15 protein-coding genes and 2 tRNA genes are annotated in these 18978 nt (G+C 75.1%); 4 read left to right on the top strand and 13 right to left on the bottom strand.

The window, feature by feature from the left end:
* The first annotated feature begins 43 nt into the window (after positions 1–43).
* The gene (locus ACZ462_RS10535; protein ID WP_467805817.1) at positions 44–1582 is read left to right on the top strand and encodes an MDR family MFS transporter; all 1539 of its coding nucleotides are present in this window, start codon (positions 44–46) and stop codon (positions 1580–1582) included.
* A 31-nt stretch (positions 1583–1613) separates the two neighbouring features.
* Here the strand turns inward: ACZ462_RS10535 and ACZ462_RS10540 are convergent, their stop codons facing one another.
* From ACZ462_RS10540 to ACZ462_RS10590, 11 genes are all read right to left on the bottom strand, one after another.
* On the bottom strand, positions 1614–1982 hold the full coding sequence (locus ACZ462_RS10540; protein ID WP_467805753.1) for a TetR/AcrR family transcriptional regulator C-terminal domain-containing protein: 369 nt from the start codon (positions 1980–1982) through the stop codon (positions 1614–1616).
* A 532-nt stretch (positions 1983–2514) separates the two neighbouring features.
* Positions 2515–4674, bottom strand: a complete 2160-nt coding sequence (locus ACZ462_RS10545; RefSeq protein ID WP_467805752.1) for a glycosyltransferase family 39 protein — start codon at positions 4672–4674, stop codon at positions 2515–2517.
* Positions 4671–5939 (bottom strand): bifunctional glycosyltransferase family 2/GtrA family protein, encoded by a 1269-nt coding sequence (locus ACZ462_RS10550; protein ID WP_467805750.1) that lies wholly within the window; start codon positions 5937–5939, stop codon positions 4671–4673. The genes ACZ462_RS10545 and ACZ462_RS10550 overlap by 4 nt, the downstream gene beginning before the upstream one ends.
* Before the next feature lie 25 nt (positions 5940–5964).
* Positions 5965–7584: a sensor histidine kinase gene (locus ACZ462_RS10555; protein ID WP_467805815.1), complete on the bottom strand. Its 1620-nt coding sequence runs from the start codon at positions 7582–7584 to the stop codon at positions 5965–5967.
* Positions 7585–7634: 50 nt separating this feature from the next.
* Complete coding sequence (locus tag ACZ462_RS10560) at positions 7635–8405, bottom strand: response regulator transcription factor (protein ID WP_467805749.1); 771 nt, start codon at positions 8403–8405, stop codon at positions 7635–7637.
* Between the two features lie 99 nt (positions 8406–8504).
* Positions 8505–9425: an amidohydrolase family protein gene (locus ACZ462_RS10565; protein ID WP_467805748.1), complete on the bottom strand. Its 921-nt coding sequence runs from the start codon at positions 9423–9425 to the stop codon at positions 8505–8507.
* Positions 9409–9747 (bottom strand): antibiotic biosynthesis monooxygenase family protein, encoded by a 339-nt coding sequence (locus tag ACZ462_RS10570; protein WP_467805747.1) that lies wholly within the window; start codon positions 9745–9747, stop codon positions 9409–9411. The genes ACZ462_RS10565 and ACZ462_RS10570 overlap by 17 nt, the downstream gene beginning before the upstream one ends.
* Before the next feature lie 97 nt (positions 9748–9844).
* On the bottom strand, positions 9845–10699 hold the full coding sequence (locus tag ACZ462_RS10575) for a DUF2797 domain-containing protein (RefSeq protein ID WP_467805746.1): 855 nt from the start codon (positions 10697–10699) through the stop codon (positions 9845–9847).
* A gap of 17 nt (positions 10700–10716) precedes the next feature.
* Positions 10717–11151: an Lrp/AsnC family transcriptional regulator gene (locus ACZ462_RS10580; RefSeq protein WP_467805745.1), complete on the bottom strand. Its 435-nt coding sequence runs from the start codon at positions 11149–11151 to the stop codon at positions 10717–10719.
* Positions 11152–11255: 104 nt separating this feature from the next.
* Positions 11256–11328: transfer RNA gene (locus ACZ462_RS10585), tRNA-Arg, on the bottom strand.
* Positions 11329–11604: 276 nt separating this feature from the next.
* Positions 11605–11695 (bottom strand) — tRNA-Ser (locus ACZ462_RS10590).
* Between the two features lie 201 nt (positions 11696–11896).
* On the opposite strand from ACZ462_RS10590, the gene ACZ462_RS10595 reads away from it, so the two are divergent.
* From ACZ462_RS10595 to ACZ462_RS10605, 3 genes are all read left to right on the top strand, one after another.
* Complete coding sequence (locus ACZ462_RS10595; protein ID WP_467805744.1) at positions 11897–12322, top strand: SSI family serine proteinase inhibitor; 426 nt, start codon at positions 11897–11899, stop codon at positions 12320–12322.
* Positions 12323–12441: 119 nt separating this feature from the next.
* Positions 12442–15861, top strand: coding sequence for a PAS domain-containing protein (locus ACZ462_RS10600; protein ID WP_467805743.1), 3420 nt, complete (start codon positions 12442–12444; stop codon positions 15859–15861).
* 13 nt (positions 15862–15874) lie between these two features.
* Entirely contained in the window at positions 15875–16450 is a 576-nt protein-coding gene (locus ACZ462_RS10605) for an antibiotic biosynthesis monooxygenase (protein ID WP_467805742.1), read from the top strand.
* A gap of 19 nt (positions 16451–16469) precedes the next feature.
* On the opposite strand, the gene ACZ462_RS10610 is transcribed toward ACZ462_RS10605, so the two are convergent.
* Together ACZ462_RS10610 and ACZ462_RS10615 are read right to left on the bottom strand one after the other, a co-directional pair.
* Positions 16470–18119, bottom strand: coding sequence for a long-chain fatty acid--CoA ligase (locus ACZ462_RS10610; RefSeq protein WP_467805741.1), 1650 nt, complete (start codon positions 18117–18119; stop codon positions 16470–16472).
* Between the two features lie 288 nt (positions 18120–18407).
* The gene (locus ACZ462_RS10615) at positions 18408–18941 is read right to left on the bottom strand and encodes a SigE family RNA polymerase sigma factor (RefSeq protein WP_467805740.1); all 534 of its coding nucleotides are present in this window, start codon (positions 18939–18941) and stop codon (positions 18408–18410) included.
* Between the last annotated feature and the right edge of the window lie 37 nt (positions 18942–18978).

Consider the following 18978-nt stretch of genomic DNA (forward strand, 5'->3'; position numbering starts at 1 on the left):
GGCCCCGTCCGACCAGGCGCCCTCAGACGCCGCGCCCGTGCCGATGACCCACCCGCAGATCATGAAGGCGCTCTCCGGGCTGATGCTCGGCATGTTCGTGGCGATCCTGTCGTCGACGATCGTCTCCAACGCCCTCCCCCAGATCATCAGCGAGCTGGGCGGCACCCAGTCCTCCTACACCTGGGTCGTCACCGCCGCCCTGCTGTCGATGACCGCCGCGACCCCCCTGTGGGGCAAGCTCGCCGACCTGTTCAGCAAGAAGCTGCTGGTGCAGCTCGCTCTCGTCGTCTACGTGCTCGGATCGGTCGTCGCCGGGCTGTCCCAGAACACCGGCATGCTCATCGCCTGCCGCGTCGTCCAGGGCATCGGCGTCGGCGGCCTGTCCGCCCTCGCGCAGATCGTGATGGCCGCCATGATCTCCCCGCGCGAGCGCGGCCGGTACAGCGGCTACCTCGGCGCCGTCTTCGCCGTCGCCACCGTCGGCGGGCCGCTGCTCGGCGGTGTCATCACCGACACCGACTGGCTCGGCTGGCGCTGGTGCTTCTACGTCGGCGTCCCCTTCGCCGTCATCGCGCTCGTCGTCCTGCAGAAGACGCTCCGGCTGCCCGTCGTCCGCCGCGCCGACGCCAAGGTCGACTGGCTCGGGGCGGTCCTCGTCAGCGGGGCCGTCTCGCTGCTGCTCGTCTGGGTCACGCAGGCCGGCGACTCCTACGCCTGGATCTCCTGGACCACCCTGGCCATGACCGGCGGCGCCGCCGTCCTCGGCCTGCTCTTTGTCCTCGCCGAGAGCCACGCGGCCGACCCGGTCATCCCGCTGCGGCTCTTCCGGAACAAGACCATCGCCCTCGCCTCGGCCGCCTCGCTGTTCGTCGGCATCGCGATGTTCTCCGGCACGGTCTTCTTCAGCCAGTTCTTCCAACTGGCCCGCGGCGAGTCCCCCACGATGTCCGGCATCCTGACCATCCCGATGATCGGCGGCCTGTTCGTCTCCTCCACCGTCTCCGGCCAGGTCATCACCAGGACGGGCCGGTGGAAGGCCTGGATCGTCTCCGGCGGCGTGCTCCTGACCGCGGGCCTCGGACTCCTCGGCACCCTGCGCCACGACACCCCGTACTGGCACATCGCCGTCTACATGGCGCTCACCGGACTCGGCCTCGGCATGATGATGCAGAACCTCGTCCTCGCCACCCAGAACCAGGTGGCGCCCGGCGACCTCGGCGCGGCCAGCTCCGTCGTCACCTTCTTCCGCTCCCTCGGCGGCGCCGTCGGCGTCTCGGCGCTCGGCGCGGTCATGGCCCACCGGGTCAGCCACTACGTCGAGGAGGGGCTGGCCGCGCTCGGCCCGAAGGCGGCCGCGATGGGCCACGGCGGCACCGCCGGCGGAGGCATCCCCGACCTCGACGCCCTGCCCGCGCCGCTGCGCGCGGTCATCGAGTCCGCGTACGGGCACGGTGTCGGCGACGTGTTCCTGTACGCGGCCCCCTCGGCCCTCCTCGCGCTGCTCCTGGCCGTGTTCATCAAGGAGGTCGCGCTGAAGTCCGGCCCGGCGCGGGACCGTTCGGCGGCAGCCGCCCAGAAGTAGGGGCCGACGCAGGCGGATGCCGCCGCGTCCGCTACCCGGCGGCGGGCCCGGACCCCGGCCGCGGCGCGGCGGCCGTCGCCGAGATCCCCGCGATCAGCACGTCGAGGGCCCGGGAGAAGTCCCCGTCCGCAACCGGCCGGACGGGGCCGCCGCAGCCGTGCAGGAACTGCCTTACGGCCAGATGGGCTCCGGCCCGGCCGGCCCCGTCCAGGCCCGCGGAGTCCGGCAGCCGGTGCAGGGCCGCGTCGAAGGCGCGGGCGTGCGGGCCGGCGTTCGGGTACGCGGCCGCCAGCGCGGCCACCCACGGATGGTCGGCGAGCACCTTCCGGTAGCCGCACGCCAGCGCCCGCAGCCGGTCCGGCCAGTCCTCACGCCCCTGCGGATGCGGACCGGGAGACATCGCAAGCCCAGCCCAGCGCCCGGTCCAGGGCCAGTTCGAGCAGGTCGCGCTTGGTGTCGACGTACCGGTACAGGGACATCGCGGTGACGCCGCGCCCGGCCGCGAGCCGCCGCACGAGAACCGGGCCGGCCCGTCGGCGTCCAGCAGCTCGACGGCTGCCGCCGTGATCCGCTCCCGGCCCAGGGCGGCCGCGCCCCCGCCGCGGCGCCGCGCGGGTACGGCCGGTCTGCCGGAAAGCCACACGCTGGTCCGGTCGTCGCCGGGTTCGGCCGCGGTCTCCACGAGGCACCTCCTCACAGCGGCGGGCCCTGCCCGTAGGCGCCCGGCCGCCCTCGCGATGCCAGTGCTGTGACCGGGAAGGTTCACCGGGGCACGGCGCCCGGCACGGCACCTCGCCGCGTCGTCGGACCGCGCACGTATGCCCAGTACGCGCCGCAGTCCTCCGCCTCGCGGTGCACCGCACCGGACACCGCGACCCGGCAAACCCTCCCGGCCACAGCACTGGCAGGGGCGCCGGGCCGTCCCGGCGGGATCAGGACGCGCCGGAGGCGGCTCCCGCCGGGGCCGTCAAGTCGTAGAGGACCGCCCCGCCGACCGTCGTGGCGGCGAAGTTCGCCTCCACCCACTCCGTGATCGCGCTGCTGGTGGCGCCGCCCGGGCCGCCGCCGCGCCGGCCCCCGGCCCCCTCCCCGGCGGCGGGGCCTGCGCTGCCCGCGATGAAGTAGTGGATCCTGCCGGACCGCACGTACTGCCGGAACTGCTCCAGGGTGGGCGAGGGATCGCTGCCGTTGAACCCTCCGACCGGCATCACCGCCTCGCCGGAGGCCAGTTGGTAGCCCGCCGCGTTCTGGGCCCCCACGACGGCGGCCGCCCACGTGTACGCGTCCCCGCCCGCGCGGAGGGCCGCCACGGCCTCCGTGCTCGGCTTCGTCCCGTTCAGCAGGCCGCCCGCGCCTCCCGGGCCGCCGGGGCCGCCGCCCTGCGGCCCGCCCGCGCCGCCCGCCGGACCTCCGGGACCCGCGGGCGCACCGTCCTGGCCGCCGGGGAGCATCCGGCCGGGGGCCTGCCGCCCGTCCCGGCCCGGCACGATGCCCTGCCACCCGGGCGGCAGGGCGCCCTGAGGGCCGGCGCCGGGCGGAAGGCCGGCGCCTTCGAAGGCCCCCCGGCCCCCCGGGCCTGCCCCGGCCACCGCCGGGCCGGCCGTCACGATCGATCCGGTGTGCGGGGACGCCACCGTGGCCAGGCAGTACGCGAACGGCCCGGCCAGCGCCGCGCCGAGCCCCAGCGCCGCCGCGCCCCGCGTGAACCGGATGCCCGCGCGGGCGCCGACGAGCAGACCGGCGGCCGCCGCCAGACCGGCGGCGAGCACGGCCCAGCGCAGCCAGGGCACGAAGTCCGGGGAGCGCCCGAGCAGCACCCACGACCACCCGGCGGTCAGGGCGAGCGTGCCGGACAGGGCGGCCGCTGCCGCCGTGCTGCCCCGCTCCTCCCACAGCAGGACGGTGCCCATCCCGACCAGCGCGGCCGTGAACGGGGCCAGGGCCACCGTGTAGTACTCGTGGAAGATGCCCTGCATGGAGCTGAAGACGGCCGCGGTGAGCAGCAGCGGGCCGCCCCAGGCCAGGAAGGCGGCGCGGGCCGCGGACTCCACGGAGGCCACCGGGCGGGCCGCCCGCCAGGTGATCACCAGTCCCGCGGCGAGCATGGCCAGGGCCGCCGGCAGCAGCCAGGAGATCTGACCGCCGACATTGGCCGAGAACAACCGGTCGATGCCGGTCTCGCCCCAGCCGCCACCGCCGGGTCGGCCGCCGCCGACGCTGCCGGTCTCGTTGCCGTTGATCCGGCCGAGGCCGTTGTAGCCGAGGGTCAGCTCCAGGAAGGAGTTGGTCTGCGAGCCGCCGACGTACGGGCGCGAGGAGGCGGGCCACAGCTCGACGACCGCCACCCACCAGCCGCCGGCCACCGCCATGGCTGCCCCGGCCCCCGACAGCTGCCCGAGCCTGCGGCGCAGCCGGGTCGGGGCGCAGACGGCGTACAGGAGGGCGAGCGGCGGCAGGATCACGAACGCCTGGAGGGTCTTGGTCAGGAAGGCGAGGCCGGCCACCGCCCCGGCGGCCGCCAGCCAGCCGGTGCGGGCGCCGTCGAGGGCGCGCAGCACGCAGTACACGGTGGCGGTCAGCAGGAGCGTCAGCAGCGCATCGGGGTTGTTGAAGCGGAACATCAGCGCGGCGACCGGGGTCAGCGCGAAGACGGTGCCGCTGAGCAGGGCCGCGGCCGGGCCGAAGTGGCGGCGGACCGCCGCGTAGAGCACGGCGGTCGTGGCGACCCCCATCAGGGCCTGCGGGACGAGGAGCTGCCAGCCGCCCAGCCCGAACAGCCGGACGGACAGGGCCATCGGCCACAGCGCGGCGGGCGGCTTGTCCACGGTGATGGAGTTGCCGGCGTCCGAGGAGCCGAAGAAGAAGGCCTTCCAGCTCTCGCTGCCGGCCTGGGCGGCCGCCGAGTAGAAGGAGTTGGCGTAGCCGGAGGCGCCCAGGTTCCACAGCAGCAGTGCGGCGGTCGCCGCGAGCAGCGCCGAGAGGGCGGGGAGTTCCCAGCGCGGGCGGGAGGCGGCCCGGCGTGCGGCTGGGCGGGGCGGGGCGGCGGCCCGGCCGGTGAGCGGGGCGTCCGGGGGCGGTACGGCCGAGGTCATCGCAGGTGGTCCTTTGCAGCAGGGGTGCGCCGGTCTGGGAAGACCCAGGCGCGGAAGAGCAGGAACCGCAGCACGGTCGCGGCGAGGTTCGCCGTGACCAGCACGGCCAGTTCGGTGCCCTGGCCGGGGCGCGCGGTGGCGGCGCCGAGTGCGGCGAGCGAGCCGCTGGTCAGGGCCAGCCCGACGGCGAACACGACGAGGCCCTGCGCCTGGTGGCGCCCGGCCCGCTCGCGGCCGCGGACCCCGAAGGTGAGCCGCCGGTTGGCGGCGGTGTTGGCGACCGCGGACAGCAGCAGCGCGGCCGCGTTGGCGGTCTGCGGCCCGGCACCGGCCCGGAAGAGGGAGTAGAGGGCGAGGTAGCAGAGGGTGGACAGTGCGCCGACGGTGCAGAAGCCGAGGAGCTGCCGGGCCAGCCCGCCCGGTACCCCGGGGAGGGCGCCGCGGTCGCGGGGGTCGTCACCGAAGGGGCGGGCCAGCCGGTCCAGCGGCAGGGCGCCCGTGGCCAGCGCCCGGCCCACCCGCCACACGCCCTTGAGGTCCTCGAGGGCGGTCCGGGCGATGTGGACGGTGGAGCGCGGGTCGTCCACCCAGTCGACCGGGACCTCGTGGATCCGCAGGCCGGCGCGTTCGGCGAGGACGAGCAGCTCGGTGTCGAAGAACCAGCCTGAGTCCTCCACCAGCGGTAGCAGCCGCTCGGCGACATCGCGCCGGATGGCCTTGAACCCGCACTGGGCGTCGCTGAAGCGGGCCGCGAGGGAGGAGCGCAGCAGCAGGTTGTAGGCGCGGGAGACGAACTCCCGCTTGGCTCCGCGGACCACGCGGGAGGAGCGGGCCAGCCGGGTGCCGATGGCGAGGTCGGAGTGGCCGGAGACGAGCGGTGCGACCAGCGGCAGCAGTGCGTTGAGGTCGGTCGAGAGGTCGACGTCCATGTAGGCCAGCACGGGCGCGTCGGAGTCGGCCCAGACGGTGCGCAGGGCGCGGCCCCGGCCCTTCTCCTCCAGCCGGACGCTGCGTACGCCGTCGAGGCGGGCGGCGAGGCCGGCCGCTATCCGGGGGGTGGCGTCGGTGCTGGCGTTGTCGGCGATCGTGATGCGGAAGCCGTACGGGAACGTGCGGCCGAGGTGGTCGTGGAGCCTGCGCACGCACGGGCCCAGGTCCGCCTCCTCGTTGAAGACCGGGACCACCACGTCGAGGACGGGCTCGCCCGGCACGGGCGCCAGGTGCGTCCGTGCCGGGAGTGTGCCGGCGGGAGTGTCGGTTGGCATGCCCGGAGCCTGGCCCGGCGGGCTGTCACCGCTGTGTGGTGAGCCTGTGGCCCGTCTGTGAGTGGGGTGCCGGGGCGGCCGTGGCCGCGGCGGGCACGGTCGTCCGCGTCTCCGGACCGGACTCGGGGGCGAACGGCAGGACGACCTCGAAGCAGGTCCGGCCGGGCCGGCTCTCGACGCCGACGCGGCCGCCGTGCGCGGTGACGACGGCGGCGACGATGGCGAGGCCGAGGCCCGTGGAGCCCGCGGTTCGCGAGCGGGAGGCGTCGCCGCGCGCGAACCGCTCGAAGACGCGGGGCAGCAGCTCGGCCGGGATGCCGGGGCCGTCGTCCTCGATCCGGAGGCGGATGGCGGGCCGCGGGCGGTCGGCCTCGGCGGATGTTTCACGTGAAACCGCCGGTGTTTCACGTGAAACACGGGCGATGACGGTGGTTCCGGGCGGGGTGTGGGTGCGGGCGTTGGCGAGCAGGTTCACCAGGACCTGCTGGATCCGGGCCGGGTCCGCCCGTACGGGGGCCGGCTCGGCGGGGAGGTCGAGGCGCCAGTGGTGCCCGGGGCCGGCCGCGCGGGCGTCGCCGACCGCATCGACGACGAGAGGGGCCAGGTCGGTGTCGGCGAGGGACAACGGGCGCCCCGCATCGAGCCGGGCCAGCAGGAGGAGGTCTTCGACGAGCCCGGTCATCCGGGTGGCCTCCGACTCGATGCGGCCGAGGGCGTGCCGGATGTCCGGGCCGGGCTGCTCCCGCCCCCGCCGGGTGAGCTCCGCGTAGCCGCGGATGGAGGCGAGCGGGGTGCGCAGCTCGTGGCTGGCGTCGGCGACGAACTGGCGGACCCGCATCTCGCTCTGCTGGCGCGCGCTGAGGGCGGAGGCCACATGCCCCAGCATCCGGTTGAGTGCGGCGCCGACTTGGCCCACCTCGGTGCGGGGGTCGGCCTCGGCTTCGGGGACCCGCTCGTGCAGGGCGGGCTCGCCGCTGTGCAGGGGGAGTTCCGAGACGCGGGTCGCGGTGGCGGCCACGCGGCGCAGCGGGCGCAGTGCGACGCCGACCGTGACCTGGCCGACGAGGGAGGCCGCGATCAGCCCGGCCAGGGTGACGCACACCTCGACCGCGATCAGGGTGCCGACGGTCGAGTCGACCTCGGCGAGCGGGTAGCCGAGGACGATGCTGCCGTCGGGGGCGGCGAGGACGCGGTAGACGCCGAGTCCCGGCAGCTCCAGGTCGGCGGGGGCGGGCCGGCCGGCCCCGGACGCTCGGCGGGCGATACGGGAGAGGGCGTCGGTCTGGGCCGGGGTGAGGGTGCGCCGGTGGTCGGCCCCGGGCCCGCCGGAGACGGCGAGGTGGGCGCCGCGGACGGTGCCGTCGGCCTCGGTGCGGATCCCGACGGCGCCCAGGGGGGTGCCGGGAGCGACCACGAACCAGAGGGCGTCGCGGCCGGGCTTGGCTGCACCGGGGCCCTTGGGGCCGGCCATGTCGACGCTGATCCGCAGCTGCTGGTCCACCTTCTCGACGAGGTGGGAGCGCAGGGCGAGGGTGGTGACGGTGCCGATGGCGGCGCCGACGACGGCGATCAGGGACACGGCCGAGACGACGAGCCGGGCCCGCAGCGACCAGGTGCGCCCGCGCCGCGGGCCGCCGCGCCACAGGGGGCGGCGACCCGCGGCTTGGCGGCCCGGCCGCCTGGGGGCCCGTACGGTCACAGGTCGGCCGGCTTGATCAGGTAGCCCGCGCCGCGCCGGGTGTGGATCATCGGCGGCAGGCCGGGGCCGCTCTCCAGCTTCCGCCGCAGGTAGGAGATGTACAGCTCGACGACGTTCGCCTGGCCGCCGAAATCGTACGACCACACCCGGTCCAGGATCTGCGCCTTGCTCAGCACGCGCCGCGGGTTGCGCATCAGGTAGCGCAGCAGCTCGAACTCGGTGGCGGTCAGGTGGATCTCCCGGCCGGCCCGAGACACCTCGTGGCTGTCCTCGTCGAGCAGCAGGTCGCCCACGGACAGCACGGAGCCGCCGCGGGCGGCCTGCGCGGCCCCCGAACGGCGGACCAGCCCGCGCAGCCGGGCGACGACCTCCTCCAGGCTGAACGGCTTGGTGACGTAGTCGTCGCCGCCCGCGGTCAGGCCGGCGATCCGGTCCTCGACGGAGTCCTTGGCCGTGAGGAACAGCACCGGGACCTGCGGGATCTCGCGCCGCAGGTGCCCCAGGACGGTGAGCCCGTCCATGTCGGGGAGCATGACGTCGAGGACGACGACGTCCGGCCGGAACTCACGGGCGGCGCGCACCGCAGCCGCTCCGTCGCCGGCGCTGCGGACCTCGCAGCCCTCGTAGCGCATCGCCATGGAGAGCAGTTCGGACAGGGGCGCCTCGTCGTCGACGACGAGGACCCGGCAGGGCCCTCCGTCGGGCCGCACCAGGGCGGCGGTGTGACCGGTGGACGCGGACGCGGGAGAGATGGTCGTCGCAGTCATGCGACCACGGTCCCCGCCGCCTCTGAGAGCGTTCTTGCCCTTGTCTGTGAATTCCCTGAGAAACGCCCGCGGGCTCCCTGTGGCCGGTCCCCCGCGGCGTCAGCCCGCGCCCGGGCGGTCGGGCCGGGCCGGCGGGCCCGTACGGTCCAGGGCGAAGAGGCGGGCCCCGTTGTCGTGGCAGACGGCGCGCAGCCAGTCGTCGCCGAGGCCGAGCCGCTCCAGGGCGTCGAGCTGGTGCTCGTACGGGTAGGGGATGTTCGGGAAGTCCGTGCCGAGGAGGATCCGGTCGCCGAGGTCCGCGAGGCGGCCGAGGGCGCCGGGCGGGAAGGTGCCGAACTGCGCCGAGAAGTCGGTGAAGGCCATGGTGGTGTCCAGGTGGACCCCCGGGTACTGCTCGGCGAGGCCCAGGAAGTCGCCGTACTCGGGCATGCCCATGTGGGCGACGATCAGCTCCAGCCGGGGGTGGCGGGCCAGTAGGGCCGCGATGGGGCCGGGCCCGGTGTGCTTGCCCGGCACGGGCCCCGACCCGCAGTGCACGACGACCGGGACGCCCGCCTCGGCGAGGAGGCCCCACACCGGTTCGAGCAGACCGTCGTTCGGGTCGTAGCCGCCCACCTGGAGGTGCGCCTTGAAGACGCGGGCCCCGGACTCGACGGCCTGCCGGACGTAGCCCGCGGCCTCGTGCTCGGGGAAGAACGTGGCGGTGTGCAGGCAGTCGGGGGTGCGGGCGGCGAACGAGGCCGACCACGCGTTGAGCCAGGCGGCCATCTGCGGCTTGTGCGGGTAGAGCATGGAGGTGAACGCGCGGACGCCGAACTCCCTCAGCAGCTCGACCCGGCGGGCCTCCTCGTGCCGGTAGGTGATGGGCCATGCGACGCCGGTGAGGGGGCCTGCCGCGTCGAAGTAGTCCCACACCTTGGCGAGGACCCGTTCCGGCATGAAGTGCGTGTGCACGTCGACCAGTCCGGGCAGGCCGAGCCGCTCCCGGAAGGCGCGCACCGCCTCAGGCGTTGCGGTCAAATCCGTGGCTCCGCTCGACGGTCCCGACGTGCAGGGTGTAGCTCTCGTACCAGTCCCGGCGGCCCTGCTCCATCGCGGCCCGGTGCTCCTCCTCGCGGCGCCACCGGGCGAGCGCCTCGTGGTCGCGGAAGTAGGAGACGGTGATGCCGAGGCCGCCGGGGGTGCGGGCGGACTCGTATCCGAGGAAGCCGGGGACCTTCCGGACGAGTTCCGCCATGCGGGCGAGGGTCTCGGGGTAACCGCTGTCGTCGGGCGTGCGGACGGAGGTGAACACGGCCATCACGTAGGGCGGTTCGAATGCGGGTACGGGTGTGGCGGTCATGCCCCCACCCTCTGCGGCGGCCCGCCCCCGTGTCCATGGCACAAGGGCCCTGCGGGCGGAAGGGATCCAAGATTTGACCTTCGCGCCCCGGCTGCCGTCAGAAGAGCCCGTCCTGGCGGGCGCCGCCGTCGGACGGGACGGCGGCCGTCGGCACGTCGGTGGTGCGGCCGGCGGCGGCGACCAGTTCCCAGCCGGCGAGCAGGCGGGTGTCCAGGACGAGCCCGTCGGAGAAGTGCAGGTCGGGGCCGGCCGCAGCGGCCAGCCGGCCTGCGACGGCCCCTCCGGACGCCATCGCGGTGACCACGCGGGCAGGGTCGGGCAGTCCGTCCAGCCCGAATGCCGCCGCATGGTCGACGACTTCGCACGGCAGCCGCTCCAGCGACGGCGGCCAGCCCTCCAGCGCGGCCGCCTCCGCGTGCAGTGCGGCAACCGCGCCGACCCGGTCGGCGGCCGCCGGCAGCCGGCTGCGGAGGGCGCGCTTGCGGGCGTACGGGATGCGGTCGGGCACCCCCAGCGCGGCCCGCAGCAGTTCCTCGGTGCGCCGGCCCGCCATCAGCGGGCCCCGGCCGAGCCAGGCCCAGGCGACGGCCCCCTGCTCCAGGAGCCGGGCCGCACCGCGCTCCTCGGCCGTGATCCCCACCTTGACCAGCCCGGGCCCGAACCAGGCCAGGTAGACGCGGTAGGGGCGGGGATCACCGGCGTTGGTGTCGGCTGCCACCGAGAACGACCGGTCCAGGCGGGCGCATTCGGGGCACTGGGCGCTCCCGGCAGCGGCCGGCACGGCGGCGCCCGCCGGGCACGGCGTCCGCTTCCCGGCCCGCCGGACCCCGAGGCAGCGCCGCTCCCCGCGCGCGGCGAAGGCGAGCGCGGCGCCGTACACGAGGGGGCTGGTGCGCTCGCCGCGGCCGTCCGCGACCCAGCCGACGGCGGGCCGGCCTCCGCTCCAGCGCATCCCGGTGCACCGCCAGGTCACAGCGGGACCGGCCGCTCGAAGAAGGTCTCCAGCACGACGGTGGCCTGGGTTCCGCTGACCCCGTCGATGGCGTACAGGCGGCGCAGGACGTCCTGGAGCTGCTCGGTCGTGGCCGTGCGCACCTTCACCAGGACGGAGGCGCTGCCCGCGATGACGTGCGCCTCCTGGATCTCGGCGATCGCCTCGAACGCGGCGGCGGAGTCACCCATCCAGGCGTTGGCGTCGACCATCACGTAGGCCAGCACCCCGCTGCCGACGGCGGCGGGGTCCACGTCGACGGTGGTCCGCCGGATGACGCCGCGCTCGCGCAGCTTGCGGACCCGCTCGTGGGCGGCGCCGGCGGAGAGCCCGACGGCGGCGCCGAGCGCCGCATACGAGCGGCCGGCGTCCTCCTGCAGGTTCCGGACAAGCGCCCGGTCGATGTCGTCCACCTGGTGTCCCTCCCGCGGTACTGCACAGCCGGCCGCCTCCGGGCGCCGACGCTGCATGATCAACGCAAGAGGCCCCCCGGTGAACCGGGGGGCCTCTTCGGCTGTGCACTCGGCAGGATTCGAACCTGCAACCTTCTGATCCGTAGTCAGATGCTCTATCCGTTAAGCTACGAGTGCTTGGGCTTCTCGGGGTTTTTCGCCCCGTTGGCCTTGCGAGAACAACAATACATGGACCTTGCCGGGACGCGAAATCCGTTAAGCAAACCGGCTCTGACCTGCGAAAACGCCCCGGAGGGCGATCGTCCGGACGGAGGGGCGCCCAGGGCGGACCGGGTCGGCCCCCGGTTTCGGACGCCTCCCGGGCCGCCACCCGTGACGCCTCCCGGGCCCCCGCCGGATGCGCCCGGAAAGCAGCGAAGCCCCGGTCCGCAAGGACCGGGGCTTCGTGGGCTGCGGAGGCGGAGGGATTTGAACCCTCGATGGGGGGTAAGCCCCAAACCGCATTAGCAGTGCGGCGCCATAGACCGGACTAGGCGACGCCTCCAGCACACCCCCGCGAGGAGGGTGCGTGCAGATGATGACACAGGCGCGGGGCCGGTCACCAATCCGCTCCCACGGTACTAGGACAGCCGGTCACAGGGCAAAGCCTTAATCACTCCCGGCACACGGCCGCCGCGGCCGTCACGCGCCCGGCAGGCCCGTCGTTGGTACCGGTGCACGACGTACGGACGACCTGGAGTGCCCCATGCTGCGACTCGCCGCCTTCGCCGTCACCTCCGTCCTGGCCACGACGGCCGCCGGCCCGCTGCCCCCGCTGCCCCTGAGCAGGCTGCTGAGCAGCCCCGACCACCTCACCATCGCCGTGTCCGCCACCGGCAACCCGCGGGCGGAGGGCGAGTACGTGCTCGAATGCCGCCCCACGGGCGGGAACCACCCCGAGCGCGACCGGGCGTGCGCCCGGCTCGACCGCCTCGCGCAGGACGGCGCGGATCCGTTCGCCGCCGAGCCCAAGCGGCAGATGTGCACCCTGCAGGACGGCGGTCCGGCCACCGCGCGCATCACCGGAACGTGGCGCGGAGAGAAGGTGAATGCCACGTTCCGGCGAACGAACGGGTGCGAGATCGCCCGCTGGAACAACTTGGAACCTGTGCTTCCGGCCGGGCGCTCCTGACCTGGGACGATGCCTCGGACGGGGGTGGCCGCCCCGACATCGGCCACCCCGCGGCGGGACGGTGCCCTTAGACTCCTCCCGTGACATGCCGGTAGTCCTGGTCAGGGAGGAAGCTCGTCGTGAGCAGCAGGCCATCCCGGGGCGCTGCTCGCCTCGCAGCAATACTCGATGCGCTTCCGGATGCGCTGCTGCTGGTCAACGCCAACGGCACGGTCGTCAACGCGAATTCGATCGCCCTCGAGGCCATGGAGAGCCCCGGCACCGGCCTGGTGGGCCGCGGCGTGCTCGACCTCTTCCCGGACTTCGACTCCAAGCTGATCCCCGGATCGATGCGCCGGCCCGGCGACGGCGAGGGCGGTCGCGCCAAGCCCAAGCGGATGGTCGCCCGCCGCACCGACGGCAGCGAGTTCCCCGTCGAGGTCACGCACGCCCACCTCGACGGCCGCGACGCCTACCGCGAGCCGCAGCCCGGGTACACCGGCGACGAGCTGCTGATGCTCGTCGTCCGCGACCTGTCCGAGACCGTCGACACCGAGGCCGAGCTCGCGCGCTCACAGCGGCAGACCGAGATGATCCTGCGCGCCGCCGCCGAGGGCGTCGTCGGCACCGACACCGACGGCCGGGTCGTCCTGGTCAACCCGGCCGCCGCCCAGATCCTCGGCTACCGGGCCACCGACCTCGGCAACCGGGAGCTCCACGCCCTGATCCAGCACTCCCGCGCCGACGGCTCCCCGTTCCCCTTCGAGGAGTCGCCGCTCGCGGACACGCTCCGCAGCGGCCGCAAGCACCGCGTCCGCGGGCAGGTGCTGTGGAACAAGGCCGGACAGCCGGTCTCCGTCGACCTGACCACCTCGCCCGTGCGCGACGGCGACGTGCTCGTCGGGGCGGTCATGACCTTCACCGACCGCCGGCCCTTCGACGCCCTGGCCGCGCGCCACGCCCAGCTCGTCGCCGTCCTCGGCGAGTCCCTGCGCGGGCCGTTGGAGGAGCTGCGCGGCGAGCTGGCCACGCTGGCCGCCGACGACGGGGGCCAGCTGTGGCCCGAGGCCAACCAGCTGCTGCACCACCTGGCCGCCGGGTACTCCCGGATGACCGCCCTCGTGGACAACGTGCTCGGCTTCCAGCGCCTCGACGCGGGCAGCGAGAAGCTGAGGAAGAAGAACGTCCTCATGAACGGGGTCGTCGCAGCCGGCGTCGATGCGGCCGTCGAGCTGATCGGCCCGGGCCGGGTCCAGTTCGCCGTCCACGCGCCGACCATCGAGGCCGAGGTGGACGCCGACCGCGTCGCGACCGCGCTCGCCCACCTGGTGGCGGACGTCGCCGGAGTGGACGCCACCGGGAAGACCCCCCAGGGCAGCGGCTACGGCGACGCCACGATCGTGGTCGCCGCGGCGCAGCGGGGCGAGGTCGTGCGCATCGAGGTGCGCGGGCCGTACGAGGGCGGCAGCCCGGTCCACGAGCCGATCGTGCGCGGCATCGTCACCGCGCACGGGGGCGTGCTCCAGACAGTCGAGGTCCCCGGGGCCCCGGGCGGCGCGTACGTACTGGAACTGCCGCTGGGGTCGGGGGCCGGGACGGTGACCCTGCCCGAGCCGGAGCCGGAGCCGGAGCCCGAGCCGGAGCCGGATCCGGAGGCCGAAGCGGAGCCCGAGCCGCAGGCCGGCCGGGGAACCGGGCGCCGCGGCCGCCGCGGAGTCGACGCCTTCCTGGAGGACCGGGACGAGCCCGCCGAGGGCGGGGCGCTCGCCCTGCCGTCCGGACGCCGCCGGGGCGGCGAGGCCCCGGCCGCGGCGGACGCCGCCCCGGCCGGCCCCGCTCTCGCGCAGTCCCCGGTGAACCCGGCCGGGCTCGGCACCGGCCGCCGCCGCGGGCGCGACGGCGACGGCGGCCCCGAGGGCGACGCCGGGCCCGTGCCCCCGCAGGGCGGCGCGATGCCCGCGCTGCCGCCCGTGCCCGCCGTGCCGCCGGTCCCGGCCACCGAGCACCCGGCGGGCCGCCGCCGCGCCCTGGGTACCGCTGCGGTCGCACGGCCCGGCGGCCCCGTTCCCGCGACCGGGCTCGGCCCGGCCGTTCCGGGCGGGCCCGGCGCCGCGGCAGCCCCCGGCCGGCCCATCGCACCCGAGGGCGGCTTCGCGCTGCCGCCCGGACCGACGCCGCCTCCGGCACCGGCCGCCGCACCCGGGTTCCCGGCCGCACCCGCGGGGCCGGCCGCCGCCGCGCAGGCTCCGACGCCCGCCGCCGCTCCCGTGGCCGGCTTGGTCCCGGCGGATGCGCCCGGGCCCGTACCGCCGGCGCCCGCCGAGGGCGAGGCTCCGGCCGGGCGGCGTGCGCGCCGCACCCTGGGCACGCCGGGGGCACCGGCCGGCGCCCCCGCCGAGCAGCCCGCCGCCGGTGCCGAGGCGGCCGTACCGCCGACCGGGCGGCGCCGCCTCGCCGAACCGCCCGCCCCGTCCGCGTGGCCCGTGCCCGGTGCGCGGACCGCGCCCGAGGGCGACGACGCCTCCGGCAGGCCTGCCGTACCGGGGGCGCGGCAGCCGCAGGACACCGCCGAGGCGGGCCGGCCCATCAGTGTCCGCGCCCTCGGCACCCTCGGCCAGGGCATCGCCGTGGACCCGGCCGCCACGGGCTCCGACGCCACCGGTGCGGGCGGCTCCGGCCGCCGGCGCCGCCTCGCCGAGCCTGCTCCTCAGGGCCGCGCCTTCGCGATAGGAGCTCCCCAGGCGGGCGCCGCCGAGGGGCCCGAACCGCTGGACGGGCCCGGCGGCGCCGTCGAGGTCGTCAACCGGCCCGTGCCCCCGCCCGTCGACGACGAGCTGCCGCCCGAGCCGCTGGACAACCCGCGCCGGCTGCTGGTGTGGCCCGCGCCCGACGCCCAGACGCAGCAGGCGCTCAGCGACCGCGGCTACCGCCCCGTCGTCGTCCACTCCCGCGAGGAAGTCGACGCGCAGATAGCGGCGTTCCCGGCCGCCCTGTTCGTGGACCCGCTGACCGGGCCGATCACCCGGACCGCCCTCCAGTCGCTGCGCTCCGCCGCGGTGGCCGCCGAGGTGCCCGTGCTGGTGACGGCCGGGCTGGGCCACGCCTCGCGGGACGCCGCCTACGGGGCGGACCCGGCCGTGCTGCTGAAGGCGCTCGCGCCGCGCGACAGCGAGCAGCACCCCTCGCGGGTCCTGCTGATCGAGGAGCGCGACGCGATCGCCGCGGCCCTGACGGCCGCCCTGGAGCGGCGCGGGCTCCAGGTGGCGCGGGCGGGCGCCGACACAGACGCCGCGGAGACGGCCGCCCGCACCCGGCCCAACCTGGTGGTCATGGACCTCATGCAGGTCCGCCGCCGCAGGGCCGGCATCGTGGACTGGCTGCGCGCCAACGGCCTGCTCAGCCGTACCCCGCTGGTCGTCTACACGGCCGCCGGCATCGAACCGGAGGCGCTGCCGCGGCTGGCGTCCGGGGAGAGCGTGCTCTTCCTCGCCGAGCGGGCCACCACGGCGGACGTGCAAGGCCGCATCGTGGACCTGCTCGCCAAGATCGGCACGAACTAGCCATCCTGGGCCGATGGCCCTCACCGACTCGTCCGAGCGCACCGTCCCCGCCGACAACGGGGAGGTGAGCCTCCTCATAGCCCGCCAGGTGGAGCCGGGCTACGAGGAGGCGTTCGAGACGTGGGCGCGCGCCATCCTGGAGACCGCCGCGGCCTTCCCGGGGCACCTCGGGTACGGGCTGTTCCGCCCGTCGCGGGACGGCGCGCCCTGGTTCCTCGTGCACCGCTTCCGTGACCAGGAGGCGTTCCGCCGCTGGCAGGACTCGCCGGAGCGGGCCGCGTTCTTCGCGAACTGCGAGGGGCACCGCCACACCGAGACGGCCCGCCGGGAACTGCACGGGATGGAGACCTGGTTCGCCAAGCCGGGCACGACCCGGCCCGCGCCGCCGCGGTGGAAGATGGCGGTCAGCTCGGGGCTGGCCATCTTCCCCATCTCGCTCGCCGGGAACGCGCTGCTCGGGCCGTACCTGGTGGACCTGCACCTCGTGCTGCGGACGGCCGCCTTCGCGGCCGTCTTCAGCACCCTCATGACCTACGCGGCCATGCCCGCCGTCAGCCGCCTGCTGCGGTCGTGGCTGACGCGGGCCTGACCCCGCCCCGGACGGCGGCTCAGCCGAGGGTCGTCACGTCGAGCTCGCCGTCCGCGTACTGCCTGCGGATCACCTTCTTGTCGAACTTGCCCACGCTGGTCTTGGGGACGGCCGGGACGGACGTCCAGCGCTCGGGCAGCTGCCACTTCGCGACGGACCCGGCGAGGAACTCCCGCAGCGCCGCGTAGTCGGCGGTGGCGCCCTCCTTGAGGACCACCGTGGCCAGCGGCCGCTCCCCCCACTTGTCGTCGGGAACGGCCACGACCGCCGCCTCGGCGACCTCCGGGTGCGCCATGAGCGCGTTCTCCAGCTCCACGCTGGAAATCCACTCGCCGCCGGACTTGATGACGTCCTTGGCCCGGTCGGTCAGGGTGAGGAAGCCGTCCGGGCTGATCACGCCGACGTCGCCGGTCTTCAGCCAGCCGTCGGCGCTGAACTTGTCCTCGGGCCGGACCGGTTCACCGGACACGCCGCCGTAGTAGGCACCCGCGATCCAGGGGCCGCGCACCTCCAGCTCGCCCGCGGACTTCCCGTCCCACGGCAGGACATCCCCGCCGGGACCGACCAGGCGGCCCTCGACGCCCGCCGGGAAGCGGCCCTGCGTGATCCGGTACGGCCACTCCTCTTCGGCGCTCAGCCCGGACGGCGGGTGCGCCATGGTCCCCAGCGGGGAGGTCTCGGTCATGCCCCAGGCGTGGCAGAGGCGCACGCCGAGCTTGTCGTAGGCCTCCATCAGGGAGGGCGGGCAGGCGGCGCCGCCGATCGTGACCTGGCGCATCGAGGACAGGTCCCGCGGGTTCGCGGCCACCTCAACGAGGAGGCCCTGCCAGATGGTGGGGACGGCCGCGGCGTGTGTGGGCCGCTCCCGCTCGATCATCTCGGCCAGCGGGGCGGGCTGGAGGAAGCGGTCCGGCATCAGCATGTTGATGCCGGTCATGAAGGTGGCATGCGGCAGTCCCCAGGCGTTGACGTGGAACTGGGGAACGACGACGAGGCTCGTGTCCTTGTCCGTCAGGCCCATCGACTCGGTCATGTTGACCTGCATGGAGTGCAGGTAGACGGAGCGGTGCGAGTAGACGACGCCCTTCGGGTCCCCGGTGGTGCCGGAGGTGTAGCACATGGCGGCGGCCTGGCGCTCGTCCAGCTCGGGCCAGGCGTAGTCGGCGGAGCGGCCCTCGATGAGCTGCTCGTACTCGTGGACGCGCACGTCGAGCCCGTCGAGCGCGGAGCGGTCGCCGATGCCGGAGACAACGACGTGCTCGACGGTCGGCAGGTGCGGCAGCAGCGGGGCGAGCAGCGGCAGCAGCGTCCCGTTCACCAGCACGACCCGGTCGGCGGCGTGGTTGACGATGAAGACCAGTTGATCGGCCGGAAGCCGCAGGTTCAGGGTGTGCAGGACCGCGCCCATGGAGGGGATCGCGAAGTACGCCTCGACATGCTCGGCGTTGTTCCACATCAGCGTTGCCACACGGTCGTCCTGCCGGACACCGAGCTCGTCCCGCAGGGCGTGGGCGAGGCGGCCGGCGCGGGCGCCGATCTCGGCGAAGCTGCGGCGGTGCGGCTCGGCCTCCCCGGTCCAGGTCGTCACCTGGGACGTCCCGTGGATGGTCATCCCGTGGCGGAGTATCCGGCTGATGAGAAGCGGTACGTCCTGCATCGTGCTCAGCAAAGCGTCCTCCCGTGGGCGCTGCGGCGCTGCGGCGGCTTCGAGTGCTGCCGATTCTGCGCACGTACCGCGCGGCATGTCACTACCCGGAAGGGCCGACACGGCGCGCCGACCCCGTTGGCGGGCTCGGCGTGGACGGGCGCACAGGCGGAAGGGCCGCGAACGGTGCACCGGCACAGGGCGGCAGGCGGGGCGGACGGACCGGAGCCGACCGGAGGTTTCACGTGAAACGTCGGGGCGGCGGTCGTGTTTCACGTGAAACACGGCGGCGGTACGCGACCGCGGCGGGAGTCAGCGGACCGGGACGAGCTCCGGGTCCTCACGGAGCTTGACCAGGGCGCGGGAGACGGCGCTCTTGACCGTGCCGACCGACACGCCCATCACGTCGGCGGTCTGCGCCTCGGTCAGGTCCTCGTAGTAGCGCAGCACGACCATGGCGCGCTGCCGGTCCGGCAGCCGGGTCACGGCGCGCCACATCGCGTCCCGCAGCGCCTGCGCCTCGGCCGGGTCGGTGGCCGGCGGGGCCTCCGCCTCGGGGAGCTCGTCGCACACGAACTCGTCGACCTTGCGCTTGCGCCACTGCGAGGTGCGGGTGTTCACCAGGGCCCTGCGGACGTAGCCGTCCAGGGCGCGGTGGTCCTCGATGCGGTCCCAGGCGGTGTACGTCTTGGCGAGGGCCGTCTGGAGGAGGTCCTCGGCGTCGCACGGGTTCGGCGTGACGGAGCGCGCGGTACGCAGCAGGGCCGCGCCCCGGCTCCGGACGTACGCCGAGAACGACGGGTACGGCGTCGGGTTCGAGGCGAGCGGGCACACAGGCGTGGTCATGCCTCCACGCTAGAAGCGTGGTACCGCCGCAGGGATC

The organism is Streptomyces sp. NPDC031121 (assembly GCF_055570615.1).